The sequence below is a fragment of the Chitinophaga terrae (ex Kim and Jung 2007) genome, from assembly GCF_900107795.1.
Taxonomy (GTDB): domain Bacteria; phylum Bacteroidota; class Bacteroidia; order Chitinophagales; family Chitinophagaceae; genus Chitinophaga; species Chitinophaga terrae.
On the sequence record NZ_FNRL01000001.1, the window covers coordinates 238,609 to 254,851 of the forward strand.

A 16,243-nucleotide genomic window follows, 5' to 3' on the forward strand; every position below is an offset into this window, starting at 1 on the left:
GCCTTGACCGTTCAGTAAAAAACCGGTAGCTTGCCAGTAATTCTGTCTTTATGAAGAATATTAAAATCATTGAAGTAAAATCAGAAATTGGCGCCGGAACACGCGGCGCGAGTTTAGGAGTGGACGCCATCAAGATCGCTGCACTGGATTTCATGAGCAACTTTTTTGTCCACTTCCCCACCGAAGCAATCGAAACGGAAAACAAACTGCTGTTCGAACCTATCGAATCTCCCTACGCCAAAAGAATCAAGGGAACATTGACCATGTATGAAAGGATCAGCAAGAGTGTTTGTGAAACAGTAAAAACCAACTGGTTCCCGGTTGTATTGTCTGGCGATCACAGTACTGCCGGCGCTACGATTGCCGGGCTTAAAATGGCCCATCCCAAAGCGAAACTGGGCGTGATCTGGATAGACGCGCATGCCGACCTGCACACCCCTTACACCACTCCTTCCGGCAATATGCACGGGATGCCGCTGGCTACCGCCATCGCGGAAGACAATATGGATTGCAAGGTGCATGAAATAGACGAAAACACGGCTAAATCATGGAATGCGCTTAAGAACATCGGCAAGATATCTCCCAAAGTTCTGCCGGAAGATATTGTATTTATCTCCCTGCGGGATTTTGAAAAAGAGGAAGACCATCTCATTAAAAAATACGGGATGAAGGTGATTACTACCAACGAGGTACGCAGAAAAGGCCCGGAAGCTATTTCCAGGTCGGTTTTCCGTTACCTGAGCGACTGCGATTACATCTATGTCTCGTTTGATGTTGACAGTCTCGACGCCTCTATTTCCCGCGGTACCGGTACCCCGGTGAGCAATGGGTTAAGAGAAAGGGAAGCTGAAGACCTGATCGCCAAATTTATGCAGCACAGGAAGATCTGCTGCTTCGAGATCACGGAAGTGAACCCGACGCTGGACAGGGAAAACCTCATGGCCGAAATAGCCTTCAACATCCTGCAGCGCAGCGTGAATATGCTGATGATGAACTAATAACTATAAACGGAAGTAAGCGATCAGCCACCCGGTTACTTCACTGTAACTCCGGATACCTTTGTCTTGTTTGTTGGCTTTCAGGTAACGGTCGTATAAGAAGGTCGAGTATTCGTCCACCTTGCCGGTATAAGGTTCGTAAAAGCTGATCATGGCCTTATAATCCGCTTTTACGCCGGGCAACGCCTTGTTCCAGATCTCCTTTGCCAGCGTGGTATCCCTGAAACTGAGCTGCCTGACGCTGTACAGGAACATATCGAATTGGGCGGAATAACGGAAACGGGCATCCGAAATGCTGGTAGCCGCCAGGTAGCCTACAAAGTTAGCCTCTTCTTCCGGCGCATAACCCAGTTGATGGGCCATTTCATGACAGGTAATAAAAGGATGCAGCACAGGAGGTACTGTGAGGTTCACCTGGGCCTCGTTGGTGAAAGGGTTAAGATATCCTGTAACCCCTGTATAGTTCAACAGTTTGCCGTAAACAGCCTTCTTTACACTCGGCGCTTTATATTTTAATGCGGACCAGGAGCCGGCGGCGGCATCATAAGCGCCTATGGCCCGTTTGAACAGGGTATTGCTGTCGGGGTCTGGCCCCAGTACCCGCAGGCTATCGCCTGTCCGGAGCTTTTCTTTATTTACCAGTTGAACAAGTGTATCAGAAAGATGGTAGATTTGCTGCGTGTTGTAAGAAGTTGTTGCAAGGCCTACATCTTTTGCCAGGGAATCGCGATCATAGTTGAAACCCCAGAGAACCAGGAATGCCAGGTAAGCTCTCAGCAGGAAGTGAATAGCTCTTAACAGTATTTTTCCGATATCCGCCCAGGCAAAGGTTATTAGTTTATAACATACTTTTAACACATAAACTATACCTGTAATAATCCACACTGTATATATTACATCGCCAATGCTAAATGGAACTATACCTGTTATTTGCCTGAAAACCAGACTGCTCCAGTCATACCACCTATGGAAGTAGAAATTTCTGAATTGGTCACTCCAGGAGAATAAACCTTTTAACAACAGTATAGCCGCAAGTGTTAGTACAATACGGACGATTTTCTTTTTAATCCAGACCTTTGTCTCCATATAATGTGGCGAACATGATAGATGAAACTCTACTAAAACAACTAAGTACGGCAATTTCCGAACAACTGAACGTAAAAATACTGATTAATGAAGCAAAAAGCATTCATGGAGGGGATATCAACCAGGCGTACAGGATAGATACGAATGAAGGATATTTTTTCCTGAAGATGAATGATGCTGAAAAGTACCCCGATATGTTCAGGCAGGAGCTTGCAGGCCTGCAGGCCCTGCATAATGCCAACGCTTTACCGGTGCCCAAACCGCTGGCATACGGAAAGGTTGGAAGCCGGTCGTACCTGTTGCTGGAGTTCATCACCAAAGGGCAGACAGTGGCTGATTTCTGGGATAACTTCGCTTTGCTGCTGGCCAGGCAGCACCGGGTTACGCAGCCGCATTTCGGGTTTAACACGCCTAATTACCTGGGCACCTTAAAACAATACAATACCCCTTACAGCAACTGGCCGGTGTTCTATGCTTTCAACCGGCTGCTGCCGCTTATCAGGATGGCGTATGACCAGCAGATCGTGGATAAAGGAATGGTGAACCAGGTAGAATCATTATGCAAACAATTGCCCCGGTTATTCCCGGCGGAACCGCCGGCTTTGCTGCATGGCGATCTATGGTCGGGCAATTTTATGGTAGGCAGCAACGGGAGGGCCTGTGTGTTTGATCCGGCGGTTTATTACGGGCACAGGGAAATGGACCTGGCGATGACAAGGTTATTTGGCGGATTTGATACCCGTTTTTACTATGCCTACCAGGCCGTTTACCCACTGCAACCGGGATGGCAGCAGCGGATAGGGGTCTGCCAGTTATATCCGTTACTGGTGCATTTAATACTGTTCGGAGGAAATTACTATAACAGTATCAGGGAAGTATTACAGGCTTACTGATTCTCGTCCTGCGTTGCTATAAAATCCTGCATCCTGGCATATTGTTCTTCGATGAGGGGATAGAACTTATCGACGTCCGACCTTACATCTTTAAACAGCTGTACCACTTCTTCTTCGTTTGGCTGCGGGTTGCTCCTGAAAATATTTTCCAGTTCCTGCATTTTGGCGCTGATCCATGTCAGGCCTACCATAGCGAAGTTAGGTTTCAGTTTATGCACCTGGAACTTCATCAGGTTCCAGTCTTTGTTTTCCAGCACAACGCTCAGTTTATCCAGTTCTTCCCTGATTGTGCGGATAAAAATTTCAAATAGGTCGGCGGCATAGGAGATATTGTTCTCATAGAGATCTGTGAGATATTTGACATCTAAATCTTCGCTAAACTCAAATCCGCTAATGTTCTGCACTTCTTCCATTATAAGTTCTGTTTCGTCTTCGTTGAGATATTTATTAAAAATCTGCAGCAGCTGGTCCGGCGTATAAGGTTTCGTAAGGATATCTGTTATTCCTGCCATTCTTGCCATGGTTGCAGTACTTTCCATTGCTACAGCGGTAGTGGCGATCACGGGGGTAGCCACGTTAGGTTTGTTTTCATCGGCCCTGATATGCTGCGCTAATTCCAGGCCGTTCATGCCAGGTATCCGGATATCCATCAGAATAAGGTCGTATTGTTTGGACTCCAGGAACCAGGAGGCATCGGGCCCGTTAGTGGCCAGCTGGTAATATATCTTATACTTTTCCAGCAGGCTCATTATATAGCGGAGGTTCATAGGGTTATCTTCTACTACCAGTACCCTGGCGCCTTCGAAGGATCTCTGAACCTGTTTCCTGCTTTTTGCCGCAGCATTTACCACCAGCGGTTTACGGCTATCCATAAACGGGATGGTAAAGCTGAAACAGGTGTTAAAACCAGGCATTTCTTCCACGCTGATCTCGCCTCCCTGGAAATTGACAAGTTGTTTGGCGATGGCCAGGCCAAGGCCTGATCCGCCATACTGTTCCCTGATCTCCTCCTCTGCCTGCTTATAGTCCTGGAATATCAGTTCCAGTTTCTCTTTTTTGATACCGATCCCGGTATCGCATATGCGGAACCGTATCCATATTTTATTTTCCTGCCAGTTTTCTACAGTTGCTTTAATAGCAATTTCACCTTCGTGAGTGAATTTCTCTGCATTACCTAACAAATTGATTAATATTTGGTTTAAAAGCATATCGTCGCCGATCAGCCAGGTGTTCAGCGCGGCTTCCAGTTCGGCGGTAACGGTAACGGGCCGGCTTCCTACTTTCAGTTCGAAGGTTTGGCGGAGGGACTGGATCAGTTCCCTGAGATTGAATTCGCGTTGATTGACGCGGATTTCGCCGGCTTCAATACGTGAAATATCGAGAATATCACTGACTATACCCAGCAGTATGTTGGAGGCATGTTTGAGGATCCTGACATATTCGGTTTGCCGGGGGTCCAGGTTTGTTTCTTCCAGGAGGTGCGACATCCCGATGATGGCGTTTAGCGGGGTCCTGATCTCGTGGCTCATACCGGCGAGGAACTCCTTTTGCGCCTGTTGGGCTTCTTCGGCCTGGCGGCGGGCAGTTTCCAGTTCTTCCTGCAGTTTTTTCTGGCTGGTGATATCCATGTGGATACCTGCGCCGCCGATCACGTTGCCGGCGTTGTCGTACAGGTTGGTGGAACTGGCCAGTATCCAGCGGGGAGTACCGTCTTTGAGGCGGATCTCCATATCGTAGACCAGCGGAACTTTGTCGTCCATCCGCTTTTTGCGGAGAGCGCGGGCATAGGCGCGGTTGTTTTCAGGTACGAAGAGGTCTGTGATATTTTTGCCTAGGAGTTCTTTTTCCGAGTAACCGGAAAGGCGGCAGAAGCTTTCGTAAACGCGGGTAATGTTCCCGTCAATGTCGGTTTCGCACATGGCGGCGTTAAGGTTGTTCAGGATAACCCTGAATTTTTCCTCGTTCCGTTTGATCTCTGCCTGAATATGATGGCGCCGGGTAACGTTAATTGCCTGCCAGATGGCGCCCCTGAATGCTTCTCCGTGTACCAGGGGGAGATGGGTTATTTCCCAGATCTCGCCGTTCCGGAAAGGGACTTCCCAGCCGAACCAGGGTTTCTTCTCATTTTTGAAGGTCATCATCTGTTCCGCGATATTGACGGAGGGGTCGACCATTGGTTCAAAGAAGCTGATAAGTTGGGAGAAGGAAAGGTTAAGCGGGCTCTGGCCTTCCATATATTGGAGGAAAATATCGTTAACCCAGGTACATTGATAGTTTTCATCGGTGACGAGGAGACCGGCTATTGAGCTGTTCAGCCAGGCGGTTATGGGCAATGAGAAAATGTCCTGGTTGCCAGGAGGTGGCATACCGGTACCTTCATTATTGGCATTAGTTCCATTTTTTTCTACGGTTTTCATCATCTAAGATGGACTGGGGGTAAGGGTTTTTCAATGCGATTGCGTTGTGAAAACGGGCGAAAATGATTACCTTTGCGGTTCACACCTGTTGGTCACAGCACTAATATGGCTGATATTTTACGATATAAATATATATATAAATAAGATATCAATAGTGAACAAATTTACTAAATTTTTGCAATTGCAAATATTTAATTACCTTTGCATCCCTCTAAAAGTGAGGATATTAATATGAAACAACTCCGCGAATTTGATATTGCCTTTGTTGGGTTAAAGCCAGGAGAGCATTCATTTCAGTATGAAATCGGAGACAGTTTCTTTGAGAACTTTGAAGAGCCAAAGGATTTCAGCAATTGTTCGGCGACGGTTCATCTGACGTTGGATAAGAAGAGTAACTTCTTTTTGTTGAAATTCGCCATAGGTGGCAAGGTAACTGTAACCTGCGACCGTTGTGGGGAGCCATTTGAGATGCAGTTGTGGGATGATTTCAACCAGATAATAAAACTGGTAGACAACCCGGAAGAGATGAGTGAAAGTGAGGAGGATCCGGATGTTGCATATATCTCTAAGACAGAGAGCCATTTGAATGTCGCGGAACTGATATATGAATTTATTCATTTGAGTATTCCAATGCAGCGCATTCACCCGGATAAGGCTCCTGGTCAAAGCGGTTGTAATCCGAAGGTATTAGAAATGCTGGCTCAGATGAATCAGCAGGCAAAAGAAAACGATAACCCAATCTGGAAAGGGTTGGATAAATTTAAGGACAATTAAAAATTAAATAAAATGCCAAATCCTAAACGCAGACATTCTCAGCAAAGATCAGCAAAGAGAAGAACGCATTATAAGGCGGTAGCGGATACATTAAGCACAGATAGCGCAACCGGTGAAGTGCATCTGAGACACCGTGCTCATTGGGTAGAAAATAAACTGTACTACAGAGGTAAAGTAGTGTTGGAAAAACAGAGCGCTGCTAAATAATAAATTTTACTAATTTTACCCGAGCTAACAAGAACAAACTTGAGTTACATGAGAATCGGGCTTGATATGATGGGCGGCGATTTCGCTCCCACAGAAGCAGTAAAAGGAGTAAAATTATTTTTAGACACTGTTGCATCTGATGTGCATTTGGTACTAATCGGAGATGAAGCACAGCTTACTCCCTTATTATCAGTTGCACAATTGGACCAATCAAGATATTCAGTTGTTCATTCATCCCAGGTAATCGGGATGAATGAACACCCTACCAAGGCACTGAAGGAAAAGCCACAATCTTCCATCTCCATTGGCTTTCATTTACTTAAGAACGAACAAATTGATGCTTTCATCAGCGCCGGTAATACCGGAGCCATGATGGTAGGCACTTTTTATTCTATTAAGGCAATAGAAGGAGTGCAACGTCCTACAATCTCTACTCTCGTACCCCGTGAAAACGGCGGATACGGCCTTTTACTCGATGTAGGTATCAATGCCGACTGCAAACCAGAAAATCTGTCACAATTTGCTATTTTAGGTTCCCTATATTCTAAACACATTCTGAATATCGACAATCCCAGGGTTGGTTTGTTAAATATCGGTGAAGAAGAAGGTAAAGGCAACCTGCTGGCAATGGCTACTTACCCTTTACTCAAAGAAAACAAACAAGTCAATTTTATCGGCAACATCGAAGGTAGAGACATCTTTACCGACAAAGCCGATGTAATTGTTTGTGAAGGTTTTACAGGTAACGTGGTACTCAAAATGGCCGAATCGTTCCATGAAGTAGCGGTAAGACGCAATATTCAGGACGAATACCTGGATAAATTCAATTTCGAAGCATACGGCGGTACTCCCGTCTTAGGCGTTTCCAAACCAGTGATCATTGGTCACGGTATCTCACAGGGACTCGCCTTCAAAAACATGATCCAACTAGCGAAGCAGATCAACGAAAGCAAACTACTGGAAAAAATTAAAGAAAGCTTCACACAGAGCGTGTAGTTGTTTCCCGCAAAGAAGCAAAGGAGCAAAGAAGCATAAGATATTGTTTTAAGGAAAAAAGAAAGCAAAGGAGTTAAAGATTGTGTTATATAACGTAATCTTTAACTCCTTTGCTTTTTAAATTTCGCTTCAGTCAAATTTCTTATGCTTCTTTGCTCCTTTGCTTCTTTGCGGGAAACAACCTAGATGAGCGGAAGTTTTACGTAGAAAGTAGTGCCCTCATTCAGCTTCGTTTCGAACCAGATTTCACCCCTCGCCTGCTCCGCTATATTCTTGCACATCGCCAAACCAAGACCCGTACCCGACGATTTGGTCGTAAAGTTAGGCACAAAGATCCTCGACTGGATCTCCGTTGAAATACCTTCACCATTATCCGATACGCTTACAATTACATGCCTGTCGGCAGTTTCCTGGAAACGAACAACAATATGACCATGTTCGCCTTCGGGGATGGCCTGGATAGCGTTTTGCAGGAGGTTGGTAAACAGGCGGTTCATCTGTGTCTTGTCTGCAAACACATAGAAATCGCGGGATGGCGCAATATACTCTACTTCGCAACTCTCCTGCCCCTGGTAGAGGGAAGTGAGAGAGTATAAGACCTCGTTCAGCATCACCTGCTCATTATTAGGCTCGCCTATACGGGCAAAGGCCGAAAAGTCGGAGGCAATGTTGGATAAATGTTCTATTTGCTCCACTAAGGTATTGGCTACGTTGCGCGACAACTCTTTCACATTAGGAGAATCGTTCGCAATGGCCCGTTGCAGGTACTGGATGCTTAATTTCATTGGTGTCAGCGGGTTCTTGATCTCGTGCGCTACCTGCCTGGCCATTTCCCGCCATGCTCCTTCCCTTTCGCTTTTCGCCAATCGCACAGCGCTTACTTCCAGCTTCCGTACCATCTTATTATATTCCTTTACCAGGGCGCCTATCTCATCGTCTTTATCCCATTCAATTTCATCGTTGCGCTGCCCCAGGTTCACATGCCGCAGTTTTTCAGCAACCAGCGAGAAAGAACGGGTGATGGAATTGGTGATCAGCAACGCCAGCATACCTGCTATAAGGAAGATGAAAGCATTGAAGTTGATCAACGCTACCAGGAAGTTGGAGATCTGTTGGTTCAACTCTGTTTGCGTGGCGAAATACGGCACATTCAGGTAAGCGATCACTTCGTGGGTATCGTGGTTCCTGAGCGGCGTATAGCCCGACAGGTACGGCATCTGGCCGATGTATTCCGTATGGATGTATTGTACTTCCTCCAGTCTTGACAAATGGTAAAACGACTGGGGGTCCATCTTATCGGAGATCAATCCCTTGTCCGTCATCATCGGTTGCGTGGTAAGCTGCAGGTTGCCATCGCGGTCGTAGATGTTTACATCCAGGGCCCGCTCTTCTGCAATATCAGCCAGCGACGCAGATAATCTTTTCATCAGTTCCGAATCATAGATATCTCCTACCTGGTCGAGATCCCGCTGGTTAGCGAAGATCTTTTCCACATCCTGCGATACTTCCCTCATGGTTCTGCTGAGCCGTTCCCGGTTCTGGGTTTCAGACCTGTATGTAAAGAACTTCACCGTGGTAAGACCCAGGATAACAAATGAAAAGACTACAACAAAAATGATGGTGCCATGAACTTTACGACGGATACTAACATCAATGAGGGAACGAAGATTACTGATGCGCATCCGCGCCTTGATCAGCAGATCAAAGAACTTGTAAATAGCCACGATAAGCAGGAACAGGCAGAACATGTAGGCGAAGAGCGTAATAAACTCTATGAACATCCTGTTCTCTTTTACCACGATTACCACTTTATCCTGGCTCGCCTTATAGATCATTTCTGAATACCCGTTATTCGTTCGTACAGCGATATCTGAAACCGGCAGATCATGGGCATATAAACGGATAGGGAAAGGATAACCACTGTTATTGCTTACGAGGATATTTTTATCGTAGACGGCATATGCATAGCTGCCCACTTTTTCGCGGGTCGGGTCGGAAAGGTCGCCTTCCACCAACAGCTCTGGATACAGGCGCCCGCTATTCATCACCTTAGGCGTAAGGGTATAAACCAGCCAGCCGCTAACCTCGTTGTTGGTATTATGAAATTCCTTTTTAACGATGTAGCTGTAATCGTTGAAACTTCTTTCGTAATAATACAGGTCGTTACCCGAACTCAGTGTGGGCGCCGCCTGCGACTCGAAGAACATCAACCTGTTAAAGGTCATCAGGCTTACTGTATCTGCATTCGGGAACAGGGAGGCGCCGTTCTCATCATAAGCGTATATGCTTACCCGGAACCGGCTCAGGTAGCCCTGGAAATATTTTTGTAACAGGAGATTATCGAATGCCGATTTCCTCTTCTCACGGCGCTGGCTATCCTGGAAGAAATACTGAATTGTCTCATCGTGCTCTATCTTCTTCCCAACATCTATCAACAACATTTCAAGATAAGGGTCTTTCTTCCTCGACAGGTCTTCTGCCAGCTTCTGACGGGTAGTAAGTTCTTTGTGATTATTGTAATGAACGAGAACTGCTGAAGTAGTGATCGTTAGCAGGAATAACCAGAAAAGGAAAGGCACGGTAGCGGTACTGCTCTCGAACCTGTCGGCCAGGAAATCCAGCAATACTATATACAGCATCAACCAGATCATCATTGACACGAAGAAATAGATCTCCGGGTTATGCAGGCGGAATAAAAGCCAGATGACGCCAACTGCGCCCAGCCAGATATATTTGGTCCTGTACTGGAAGTTCGTTAACTCATTCAGCAGGTAGTTGATGATCTGGGAGAAGAAAAGAAAGCTGAAAGAAATAAATCCCAGGACCACAAACCCTATCACGCTATACTCGGTAAGACTGAAAGGATTGGTAACGTCGAACGAGATCTTGGAGTCGATCACGAGGCTCTGGATCAGTTCAGCCAGGAACTGTTCAACGATGTAAAGGATCAGGCTCGCCACTATGATGATCAGGCTCTGTATCCACCGGTTACGGATCACCGGCGGATTAATGGTTTTCACATGTTCCCTGAAGAAGAGGATCATCCAGAATGTCAGCAGCACGTTGATGAGCAGGTCGCCCAGCGAATAGAAGACTTCATCTTTCGCGTAGATGCGCGGATCAAATACGTTCAGGGCGCGAAGGTTGAACGGGAAAGGATAATAATAACTGGTGATCCTTAAACCCAGGACAATTATAAATAAGAACAGGAAACCGTATAGGGGGTTGGTTGTTTTAGCAAGAAGAGTGGCAAAAAGATTTATGAAGATGAGTACACAGATACTTCCCAGGGTCATCAGCAGGGCGCTGAGGGTATTGGGCGGGTGTACATGCATCCCGGTGTTGTAATCGAGGTAGAACAGCGTTTCTCCCTTAGAGTTATTGACAGGCAGGACGATATGTTCTGAAAGAAGCAATGACGGCATTTCTCTCAGGATACTATATTCATCTCCTAATTCTTCTTTATCATAAAAATGATTAACGAGGTAATTATTTTTGATAGAATACTCGAGCCGTACGGGGATGACAGCTACCAGGTACCTGTGATGTTTCTTTGGCGCCGCTACCTGTTGCGTGATCACTTCATAATAGCCGTTCTTCAGCTTCATGAAACGGGAGCCGTTTGTAAAAGAGGTTTCCAGCTCTTCAGGCTGTACCTGGCTGGTACTCCAGAAGGTTAGCCAGATGCCGGTATTGCTGGAATCGTAGGCAAACAGGTAATATTCCAGGGAGGAGATGCGATCCAGCAGTTTCTGGTCGTAGCTCCGGTTAAGCAAAGCGCTGGTAATAGTGGTATCGCCGGCGATCCTGGAAAAACTTTTCTCCCGCTGATGGATACTCTTTTCCATGCTTCTTTTCACGCCCTGGGGCGATGAATAGTAAGACCAGTAGTTGCTGAACAGGAAGGCAAAAGTGAACAGCCATGCGGCAATGATCAACAGGTATCCGTGTCGCAGTAAGAATAACCGTATTTCCTTAGTATCGATCAATTTCTATTTTTCAGTTGCTTTTACTTGATTCCAGAGCGCGTCCATTTCCACCAGGGAAAGGTCATTGAGCGTCTGTCCTTTATCGAGGGCCAGTTGTTCCATTGCCTGGAAACGGCGTTGAAATTTCTTATTGGTTCTTTCCAGGGCGTTTTCAGCATCTATTTCCAGGAAGCGGGAGTAGTTGACAAGCGAGAACATGACATCGCCAAATTCATCTTCTATTGCATCTTTATTTCCTGTATTGGCTACTTCTTCCAGCTCCCCTATTTCTTCTTTTACTTTATCCCATACCTGTTGGGTATTATCCCACTCGAACCCGGTTTGTTTGGCCTTCTCCTGGAGGCGCATGGCTTTCACCAGGGCGGGCAACGATTGCGGAACACCACTGAGAACAGATTTCTTTCCTTCTTTCAACTTCAGTTTCTCCCAGTTTTGTTTTACCTGTTCCTCAGTTTCGGCTTTTACATCACCGTAGATATGCGGGTGGCGGCGGATCAGTTTTTCGCATACGCCGTTGATCACATCATTTATATCAAATTGTTGTTGTTCGGAAGCGATTTTAGCGTAGAAAACCATGTGGAGCATGATATCTCCCAGCTCTTCTTTAATGGATTTCCAGTCCTCGTCTGTAATAGCGTCGGCCAGTTCATAGGTTTCTTCAATGGTAAGCTGGCGGAGGGTTTGGATGGTTTGTTTCTTGTCCCAGGGGCATTTTTCCCTCAGGTCGTCCATTATCTTGAGCAAACGGTCAAAAGTAGCAGTCTTTTCCATATTTGTAAAAATAGGGATGATTTTCCGAATTTCGACCGGAAGTAGCACATATCATGCCATAGCGGCGGACGGGGATAATTAAATATTTGTTCTTTTTGTTGCTTAACAGCCCATTTTAATTACATTTGCCAGCTATTAAATTTGTAGCGATTTTAAGATTGGGAGATAAGGAACCCGGCGCTTTAACCGCCCTGGTTCAATGATCCGAAAATCCAGGAATCCCAAAATAATTGAATTATGAATCCGAAACACATTGCACTTATTTCATCGGAGCTGGGTATTTCCGGTAAACAGGCAGAAAACACCATGGCCCTTTTATCGGAAGGTTCTACCGTACCATTTATTAGCCGTTACCGTAAAGAAGTTACAGGTAGCCTGGACGAGGTACAAATAGGCCGTATCGAAGATCTGCAAAAACGTTACAAGGAAGTCGATGAGCGTCGTGAGTTTATTATTAAAACGATCACCGAACAGGAAAAGATGACTCCCGAGTTGCAGGCTAAACTGGAAGAAACCTGGTCGTTAGCTGAACTGGAAGACATCTATCTCCCTTACAAACCTAAACGTAAAACACGTGCTACCGTGGCTATCGAAAAAGGTTTGGAACCGCTGGCACACCTGCTGTTCGAACAACAGGATGGCGATGTGGCTGCGGCAGCCGAATTCCTGAACGAGCAGGTAGGCAGTGCAGAAGAAGCGTTAAAAGGAGCAAGGGATATCATCGCAGAATGGATCAATGAAAATGCAGAAGGAAGGGATAAGCTGCGTAAGTTATTTACTAATACCGCTAAACTGACATCCAGGGTAGTAGAAGGAAAAGAAGCGGAAGGCGATAAATACAAGGATTACTTCGAGTTCTCCGAAGATCTCCGTGAAATGCCTTCTCACCGGGTGCTGGCTATCCTCCGTGCAGAGCATGAGGGTATCCTCTTCAGTTCCATTGCGCCTGAAGAAGAAGAGGCAATGGCTATTCTTCAAAAACAATTCGTAACAGGCAAAGGCCCGGCTGCCGAACAGGTTAGCAAAGCGGCTGCCGATGCATATAAAAGATTATTACGTCCTTCCCTGGAAAATGAATTCAGGGCGGCAGCCAAAGAAAAAGCGGATGCGGAAGCGATCGAGGTATTTGCCGAGAACCTTCGCCAGTTGTTGCTGGCAGCGCCGTTGGGACCAAAAGGCGTTATTGCCATTGACCCGGGCTACAGAACAGGATGTAAAGTAGTAGCGCTGGACAACCAGGGTAATATGCTGGCTCACGATGTTATTTTCCCATTGGAGAAAAACTATAAACGTGACGATGCCGAAGCATTGCTGAAGAAATGGGCAGAAAAATATCATACAGAAGCCATTGCCGTAGGTAATGGAACTGCCGGACGTGAGACAGAAGAATTTGTAAAGAAGATTGATTTTGGAAGAAAGATCAATGTATTCATGGTAAATGAAAGCGGTGCATCTGTATATTCTGCTTCCGAAGTAGCAAGGGAAGAATTCCCAGATCATGATGTGACTGTACGCGGCGCCGTTTCCATTGGCCGCAGGCTGATAGATCCGCTGGCCGAACTGGTGAAGATCGATCCTAAATCCATCGGGGTAGGTCAGTACCAGCACGATGTTAACCAGTCGTCGCTCAAACAAAGCCTCGACAGGGTTGTGGTAAGCTGCGTGAACAATGTAGGCGTAAACCTTAACACAGCATCCAAACACCTGCTGGCTTATGTATCCGGCCTTGGTCCTTCACTGGCAGAAAACATCGTTAAATACCGTAAAGAGAACGGCGCGTTCAAAGACCGTTTACAACTGAAAAAAGTACATCGCCTGGGCGACAAAGCATTTGAGCAATGCGCAGGTTTCCTCCGGATCGAGAACGGCGACAACCCGCTTGATAATTCAGCGGTTCACCCAGAGCGTTACGAGCTGGTAGAAGCGATGGCAAAGAAACAGAACTGTACCGTTTCTGACCTGATGAGTAAAGAAGATCTTCGCAAGAAGATCGTTCCAAAAGAATATGTAAGCGAAGAAGTGGGTTTACTGACCCTGGAAGATATCCTGAAAGAGCTGGCTAAACCGAGCCGCGACCCGCGCGACGAGATCTCTATCTTCGAATATGCAGATGGCATTCATTCGATCGAGGACCTGAAACCAGGAATGGTGTTGCCGGGCGTTGTTACCAATATCACTGCCTTCGGCGCCTTCGTGGATGTAGGGGTTAAACAGGATGGCCTGGTGCATATCTCCCACCTGTCTAATAAGTTCATCAGCAACCCGAATGAAGCGGTTAAACTGAACCAGAAAGTACAGGTAACTGTGTTGGAAGTAGACGTGCCACGCAAACGTATTTCATTGTCTATGAAAACAAATGAAAAACCGGCTACAGGCGGCAACCAACCCAATCAACGCAGGGACCATCAACCACGCAAAGACAAAGCTCCTGCCAAGGAAGCCCCGCTGAACGACTTCCAGGCCAAGCTGGCGGCCCTCAAAAGCAAGTTCAACTAGTTTCACGCAGAGGAGTTTCACGCAGAGAGGCATAAGAAGCAAAGAAGCATAAGGATTTTTGACCAGAGCGAATATTAAGAAAGCAAAGAAGGAGATTGTTATGATCCTACTTCTTTGCTTTCTTATTTTCCTTAAAAATATATCTTATGCTTCTTTGCTTCTTATGCCTCTCTGCGTGAAACTCCTCTGCGTGCAATCTATTGGAATTGTTGCATCCACTGCAGGAAGGGTTCAGGGTAGTCGGTGTCTCCTTTTTCGCTGAAGATGATGAGATTCTTGTTGATGGTAAATCCTACATAGATGATATCCCTATCGAAATCGATGGCTATTGCCGCTTCATCGTATGTTGATTTTCCGGGCATATATCCCTGGTCGAAAAGAATATGGTTCTGTACTTCGATGGGTGGAGTTACTTTCAGTCGCTCCATAAATGTTTTCCGGGCTTTGCCTACCAGGGCGTTGAAGCGGGCTTTGAGGGGAGCGGCTTCAAACAGCTGGCATTCGGAAGGGTATTCGCCTTCGAATTGCTGGAACCTGTTCCAGGAAGCGATGGAGTCGGTCTGAATGTTGTCTGCTGTTGCGATCATGGTGTCTGTTGGTACTGCATTCTTTTGAATGGTCACAACTCTGGCGGGTCCTGTTGGGGCATTACAAGCAATCAGGCAAACAGTGAACGAGAATAAGGTTGTAACAGGTAACCTTTTGGCAATCATGGTTAAATTTTTTTGGCCAACATTCTACTGGATCTGTTGACAATCTAATAGTCAGATTTTGTTAGTGGAAGGTTAACAACTTAAATAATAAAAATGTTTAAATTATTATGGCTACTTTCCTTTGAACACAGGTGGGCGTTTTTCAATAAAAGCCTGCATTCCTTCCTGTTGGTCCTGGGATGCAAAGAGAAGGTAGAAATTCTTTCTCTCAAAATGCAAACCTTCCTCTAACGTTGTGTCGAACGCCTTCAGTACGGCCTCTTTAGCCAGTTTAACGGCTATGGGGCTTTTCTCGGCTATTTCGGCGGCTAAGTTAACAGCTTCCTGCAAATATAATTCAACCGGCACAACTTTGTTGATCAATCCTGCCTGCAGGGCTTCGGCGGCGGAGATCATGCGGCCTGTAAGCACCATTTCCATGGCGAGGGCTTTGCCTACGGCCCGGGTAAGACGCTGGGTTCCGCCGGCGCCTGGCATAATTCCCAGTTTAATTTCGGGTTGCCCGAAACGGGTTGTTTCGCTGGCTACTATCATATCGCAAAGCATGGCCAGTTCGCATCCTCCTCCCAGTACAAATCCACTGGTGGCAGCGATAACAGGCTTCCTGGTTTTCTTGATGGCGTCCCAGGTGCTGAACTGGTCGATATTCAGCATATCGATGGCGGTTTTATCGGCCATTTGTTTGATGTCGGCCCCTGCGGCGAAAGCTTTTTCATTCCCGCTGATCACGATCGCTCTCACCGTGTCATCGGCGTCCAGAGCCTTTAATGCGTCCCTTAGTTCGCTCATGAGCTGGAGATTAAGGGCATTTAGCTCCTTTGGCCGGTTTAGCTGGATATGCGCCACATAGGGGGCAACTTGCTGGTGTATTATAATAAATTGAGGCTGCATGCCTAAAGTTAC

General features: G+C 46.3%; 12 protein-coding genes. 6 read left to right on the top strand and 6 right to left on the bottom strand.

Annotated features, from left to right (window positions below):
* The first annotated feature begins 50 nt into the window (after positions 1–50).
* On the top strand, positions 51–998 hold the full coding sequence (locus BLV62_RS01010; protein WP_089757728.1) for an arginase: 948 nt from the start codon (positions 51–53) through the stop codon (positions 996–998).
* A 3-nt stretch (positions 999–1,001) separates the two neighbouring features.
* Here BLV62_RS01010 and BLV62_RS01015 read toward each other — a convergent pair whose 3' ends face one another.
* Entirely contained in the window at positions 1,002–2,084 is a 1,083-nt protein-coding gene (locus BLV62_RS01015; protein WP_089757730.1) for a DUF3810 domain-containing protein, read from the bottom strand.
* Between the two features lie 14 nt (positions 2,085–2,098).
* Here BLV62_RS01015 and BLV62_RS01020 point away from each other — a divergent pair, with 14 nt between their 5' ends.
* Entirely contained in the window at positions 2,099–2,977 is an 879-nt protein-coding gene (locus tag BLV62_RS01020; RefSeq protein ID WP_089757732.1) for a fructosamine kinase family protein, read from the top strand.
* Here the strand turns inward: BLV62_RS01020 and BLV62_RS01025 are convergent.
* Positions 2,971–5,397 carry a PAS domain-containing hybrid sensor histidine kinase/response regulator gene (locus BLV62_RS01025; protein WP_089757734.1) on the bottom strand — a complete coding sequence of 809 codons (2,427 nt, stop codon included), beginning with the start codon at positions 5,395–5,397 and terminating at the stop codon, positions 2,971–2,973. The genes BLV62_RS01020 and BLV62_RS01025 overlap by 7 nt on opposite strands.
* A gap of 228 nt (positions 5,398–5,625) precedes the next feature.
* Between BLV62_RS01025 and BLV62_RS01030 the strand changes: the two genes are divergently transcribed.
* From BLV62_RS01030 to plsX, 3 genes are read left to right on the top strand one after another with little or no spacing between them, the layout of a single operon-like run.
* Complete coding sequence (locus BLV62_RS01030; protein WP_089757736.1) at positions 5,626–6,168, top strand: YceD family protein; 543 nt, start codon at positions 5,626–5,628, stop codon at positions 6,166–6,168.
* 12 nt (positions 6,169–6,180) lie between these two features.
* Positions 6,181–6,375 (top strand): 50S ribosomal protein L32, encoded by a 195-nt coding sequence (gene rpmF, locus BLV62_RS01035; RefSeq protein ID WP_079473289.1) that lies wholly within the window; start codon positions 6,181–6,183, stop codon positions 6,373–6,375.
* Between the two features lie 48 nt (positions 6,376–6,423).
* Complete coding sequence (gene plsX, locus BLV62_RS01040) at positions 6,424–7,371, top strand: phosphate acyltransferase PlsX (protein ID WP_089757738.1); 948 nt, start codon at positions 6,424–6,426, stop codon at positions 7,369–7,371.
* Between the two features lie 182 nt (positions 7,372–7,553).
* Here plsX and BLV62_RS01045 read toward each other — a convergent pair whose 3' ends face one another.
* Positions 7,554–11,360 (bottom strand): sensor histidine kinase, encoded by a 3,807-nt coding sequence (locus BLV62_RS01045; RefSeq protein ID WP_139169870.1) that lies wholly within the window; start codon positions 11,358–11,360, stop codon positions 7,554–7,556.
* 3 nt (positions 11,361–11,363) lie between these two features.
* Complete coding sequence (gene mazG / locus BLV62_RS01050; RefSeq protein ID WP_089757743.1) at positions 11,364–12,131, bottom strand: nucleoside triphosphate pyrophosphohydrolase; 768 nt, start codon at positions 12,129–12,131, stop codon at positions 11,364–11,366.
* A 237-nt stretch (positions 12,132–12,368) separates the two neighbouring features.
* Here mazG and BLV62_RS01055 point away from each other — a divergent pair, with 237 nt between their 5' ends.
* Entirely contained in the window at positions 12,369–14,627 is a 2,259-nt protein-coding gene (locus BLV62_RS01055; protein WP_089757745.1) for a Tex family protein, read from the top strand.
* Positions 14,628–14,824: 197 nt separating this feature from the next.
* On the opposite strand, the gene BLV62_RS01060 is transcribed toward BLV62_RS01055, so the two are convergent.
* Both BLV62_RS01060 and BLV62_RS01065 read right to left on the bottom strand, forming a co-directional pair.
* Positions 14,825–15,340, bottom strand: a complete 516-nt coding sequence (locus BLV62_RS01060) for a hypothetical protein (RefSeq protein WP_089757747.1) — start codon at positions 15,338–15,340, stop codon at positions 14,825–14,827.
* A 111-nt stretch (positions 15,341–15,451) separates the two neighbouring features.
* Positions 15,452–16,231 carry an enoyl-CoA hydratase-related protein gene (locus BLV62_RS01065; RefSeq protein WP_089758159.1) on the bottom strand — a complete coding sequence of 260 codons (780 nt, stop codon included), beginning with the start codon at positions 16,229–16,231 and terminating at the stop codon, positions 15,452–15,454.
* Positions 16,232–16,243: the final 12 nt, after the last annotated feature.

What these genes read in the sequence shown, in the direction of transcription:
- BLV62_RS01010 (WP_089757728.1), top strand. Translation starts at nt 51, where the DNA reads ATGAAGAATATTAAAATCATTGAAGTAAAATCAGAAATTGGCGCCGGA.
- BLV62_RS01015 (WP_089757730.1), bottom strand. Translation starts at nt 2,084, where the DNA reads ATGGAGACAAAGGTCTGGATTAAAAAGAAAATCGTCCGTATTGTACTA.
- BLV62_RS01020 (WP_089757732.1), top strand. Translation starts at nt 2,099, where the DNA reads ATGATAGATGAAACTCTACTAAAACAACTAAGTACGGCAATTTCCGAA.
- BLV62_RS01025 (WP_089757734.1), bottom strand. Translation starts at nt 5,397, where the DNA reads ATGATGAAAACCGTAGAAAAAAATGGAACTAATGCCAATAATGAAGGT.
- BLV62_RS01030 (WP_089757736.1), top strand. Translation starts at nt 5,626, where the DNA reads ATGAAACAACTCCGCGAATTTGATATTGCCTTTGTTGGGTTAAAGCCA.
- rpmF (WP_079473289.1), top strand. Translation starts at nt 6,181, where the DNA reads ATGCCAAATCCTAAACGCAGACATTCTCAGCAAAGATCAGCAAAGAGA.
- plsX (WP_089757738.1), top strand. Translation starts at nt 6,424, where the DNA reads ATGAGAATCGGGCTTGATATGATGGGCGGCGATTTCGCTCCCACAGAA.
- mazG (WP_089757743.1), bottom strand. Translation starts at nt 12,131, where the DNA reads ATGGAAAAGACTGCTACTTTTGACCGTTTGCTCAAGATAATGGACGAC.
- BLV62_RS01055 (WP_089757745.1), top strand. Translation starts at nt 12,369, where the DNA reads ATGAATCCGAAACACATTGCACTTATTTCATCGGAGCTGGGTATTTCC.
- BLV62_RS01060 (WP_089757747.1), bottom strand. Translation starts at nt 15,340, where the DNA reads ATGATTGCCAAAAGGTTACCTGTTACAACCTTATTCTCGTTCACTGTT.
- BLV62_RS01065 (WP_089758159.1), bottom strand. Translation starts at nt 16,231, where the DNA reads ATGCAGCCTCAATTTATTATAATACACCAGCAAGTTGCCCCCTATGTG.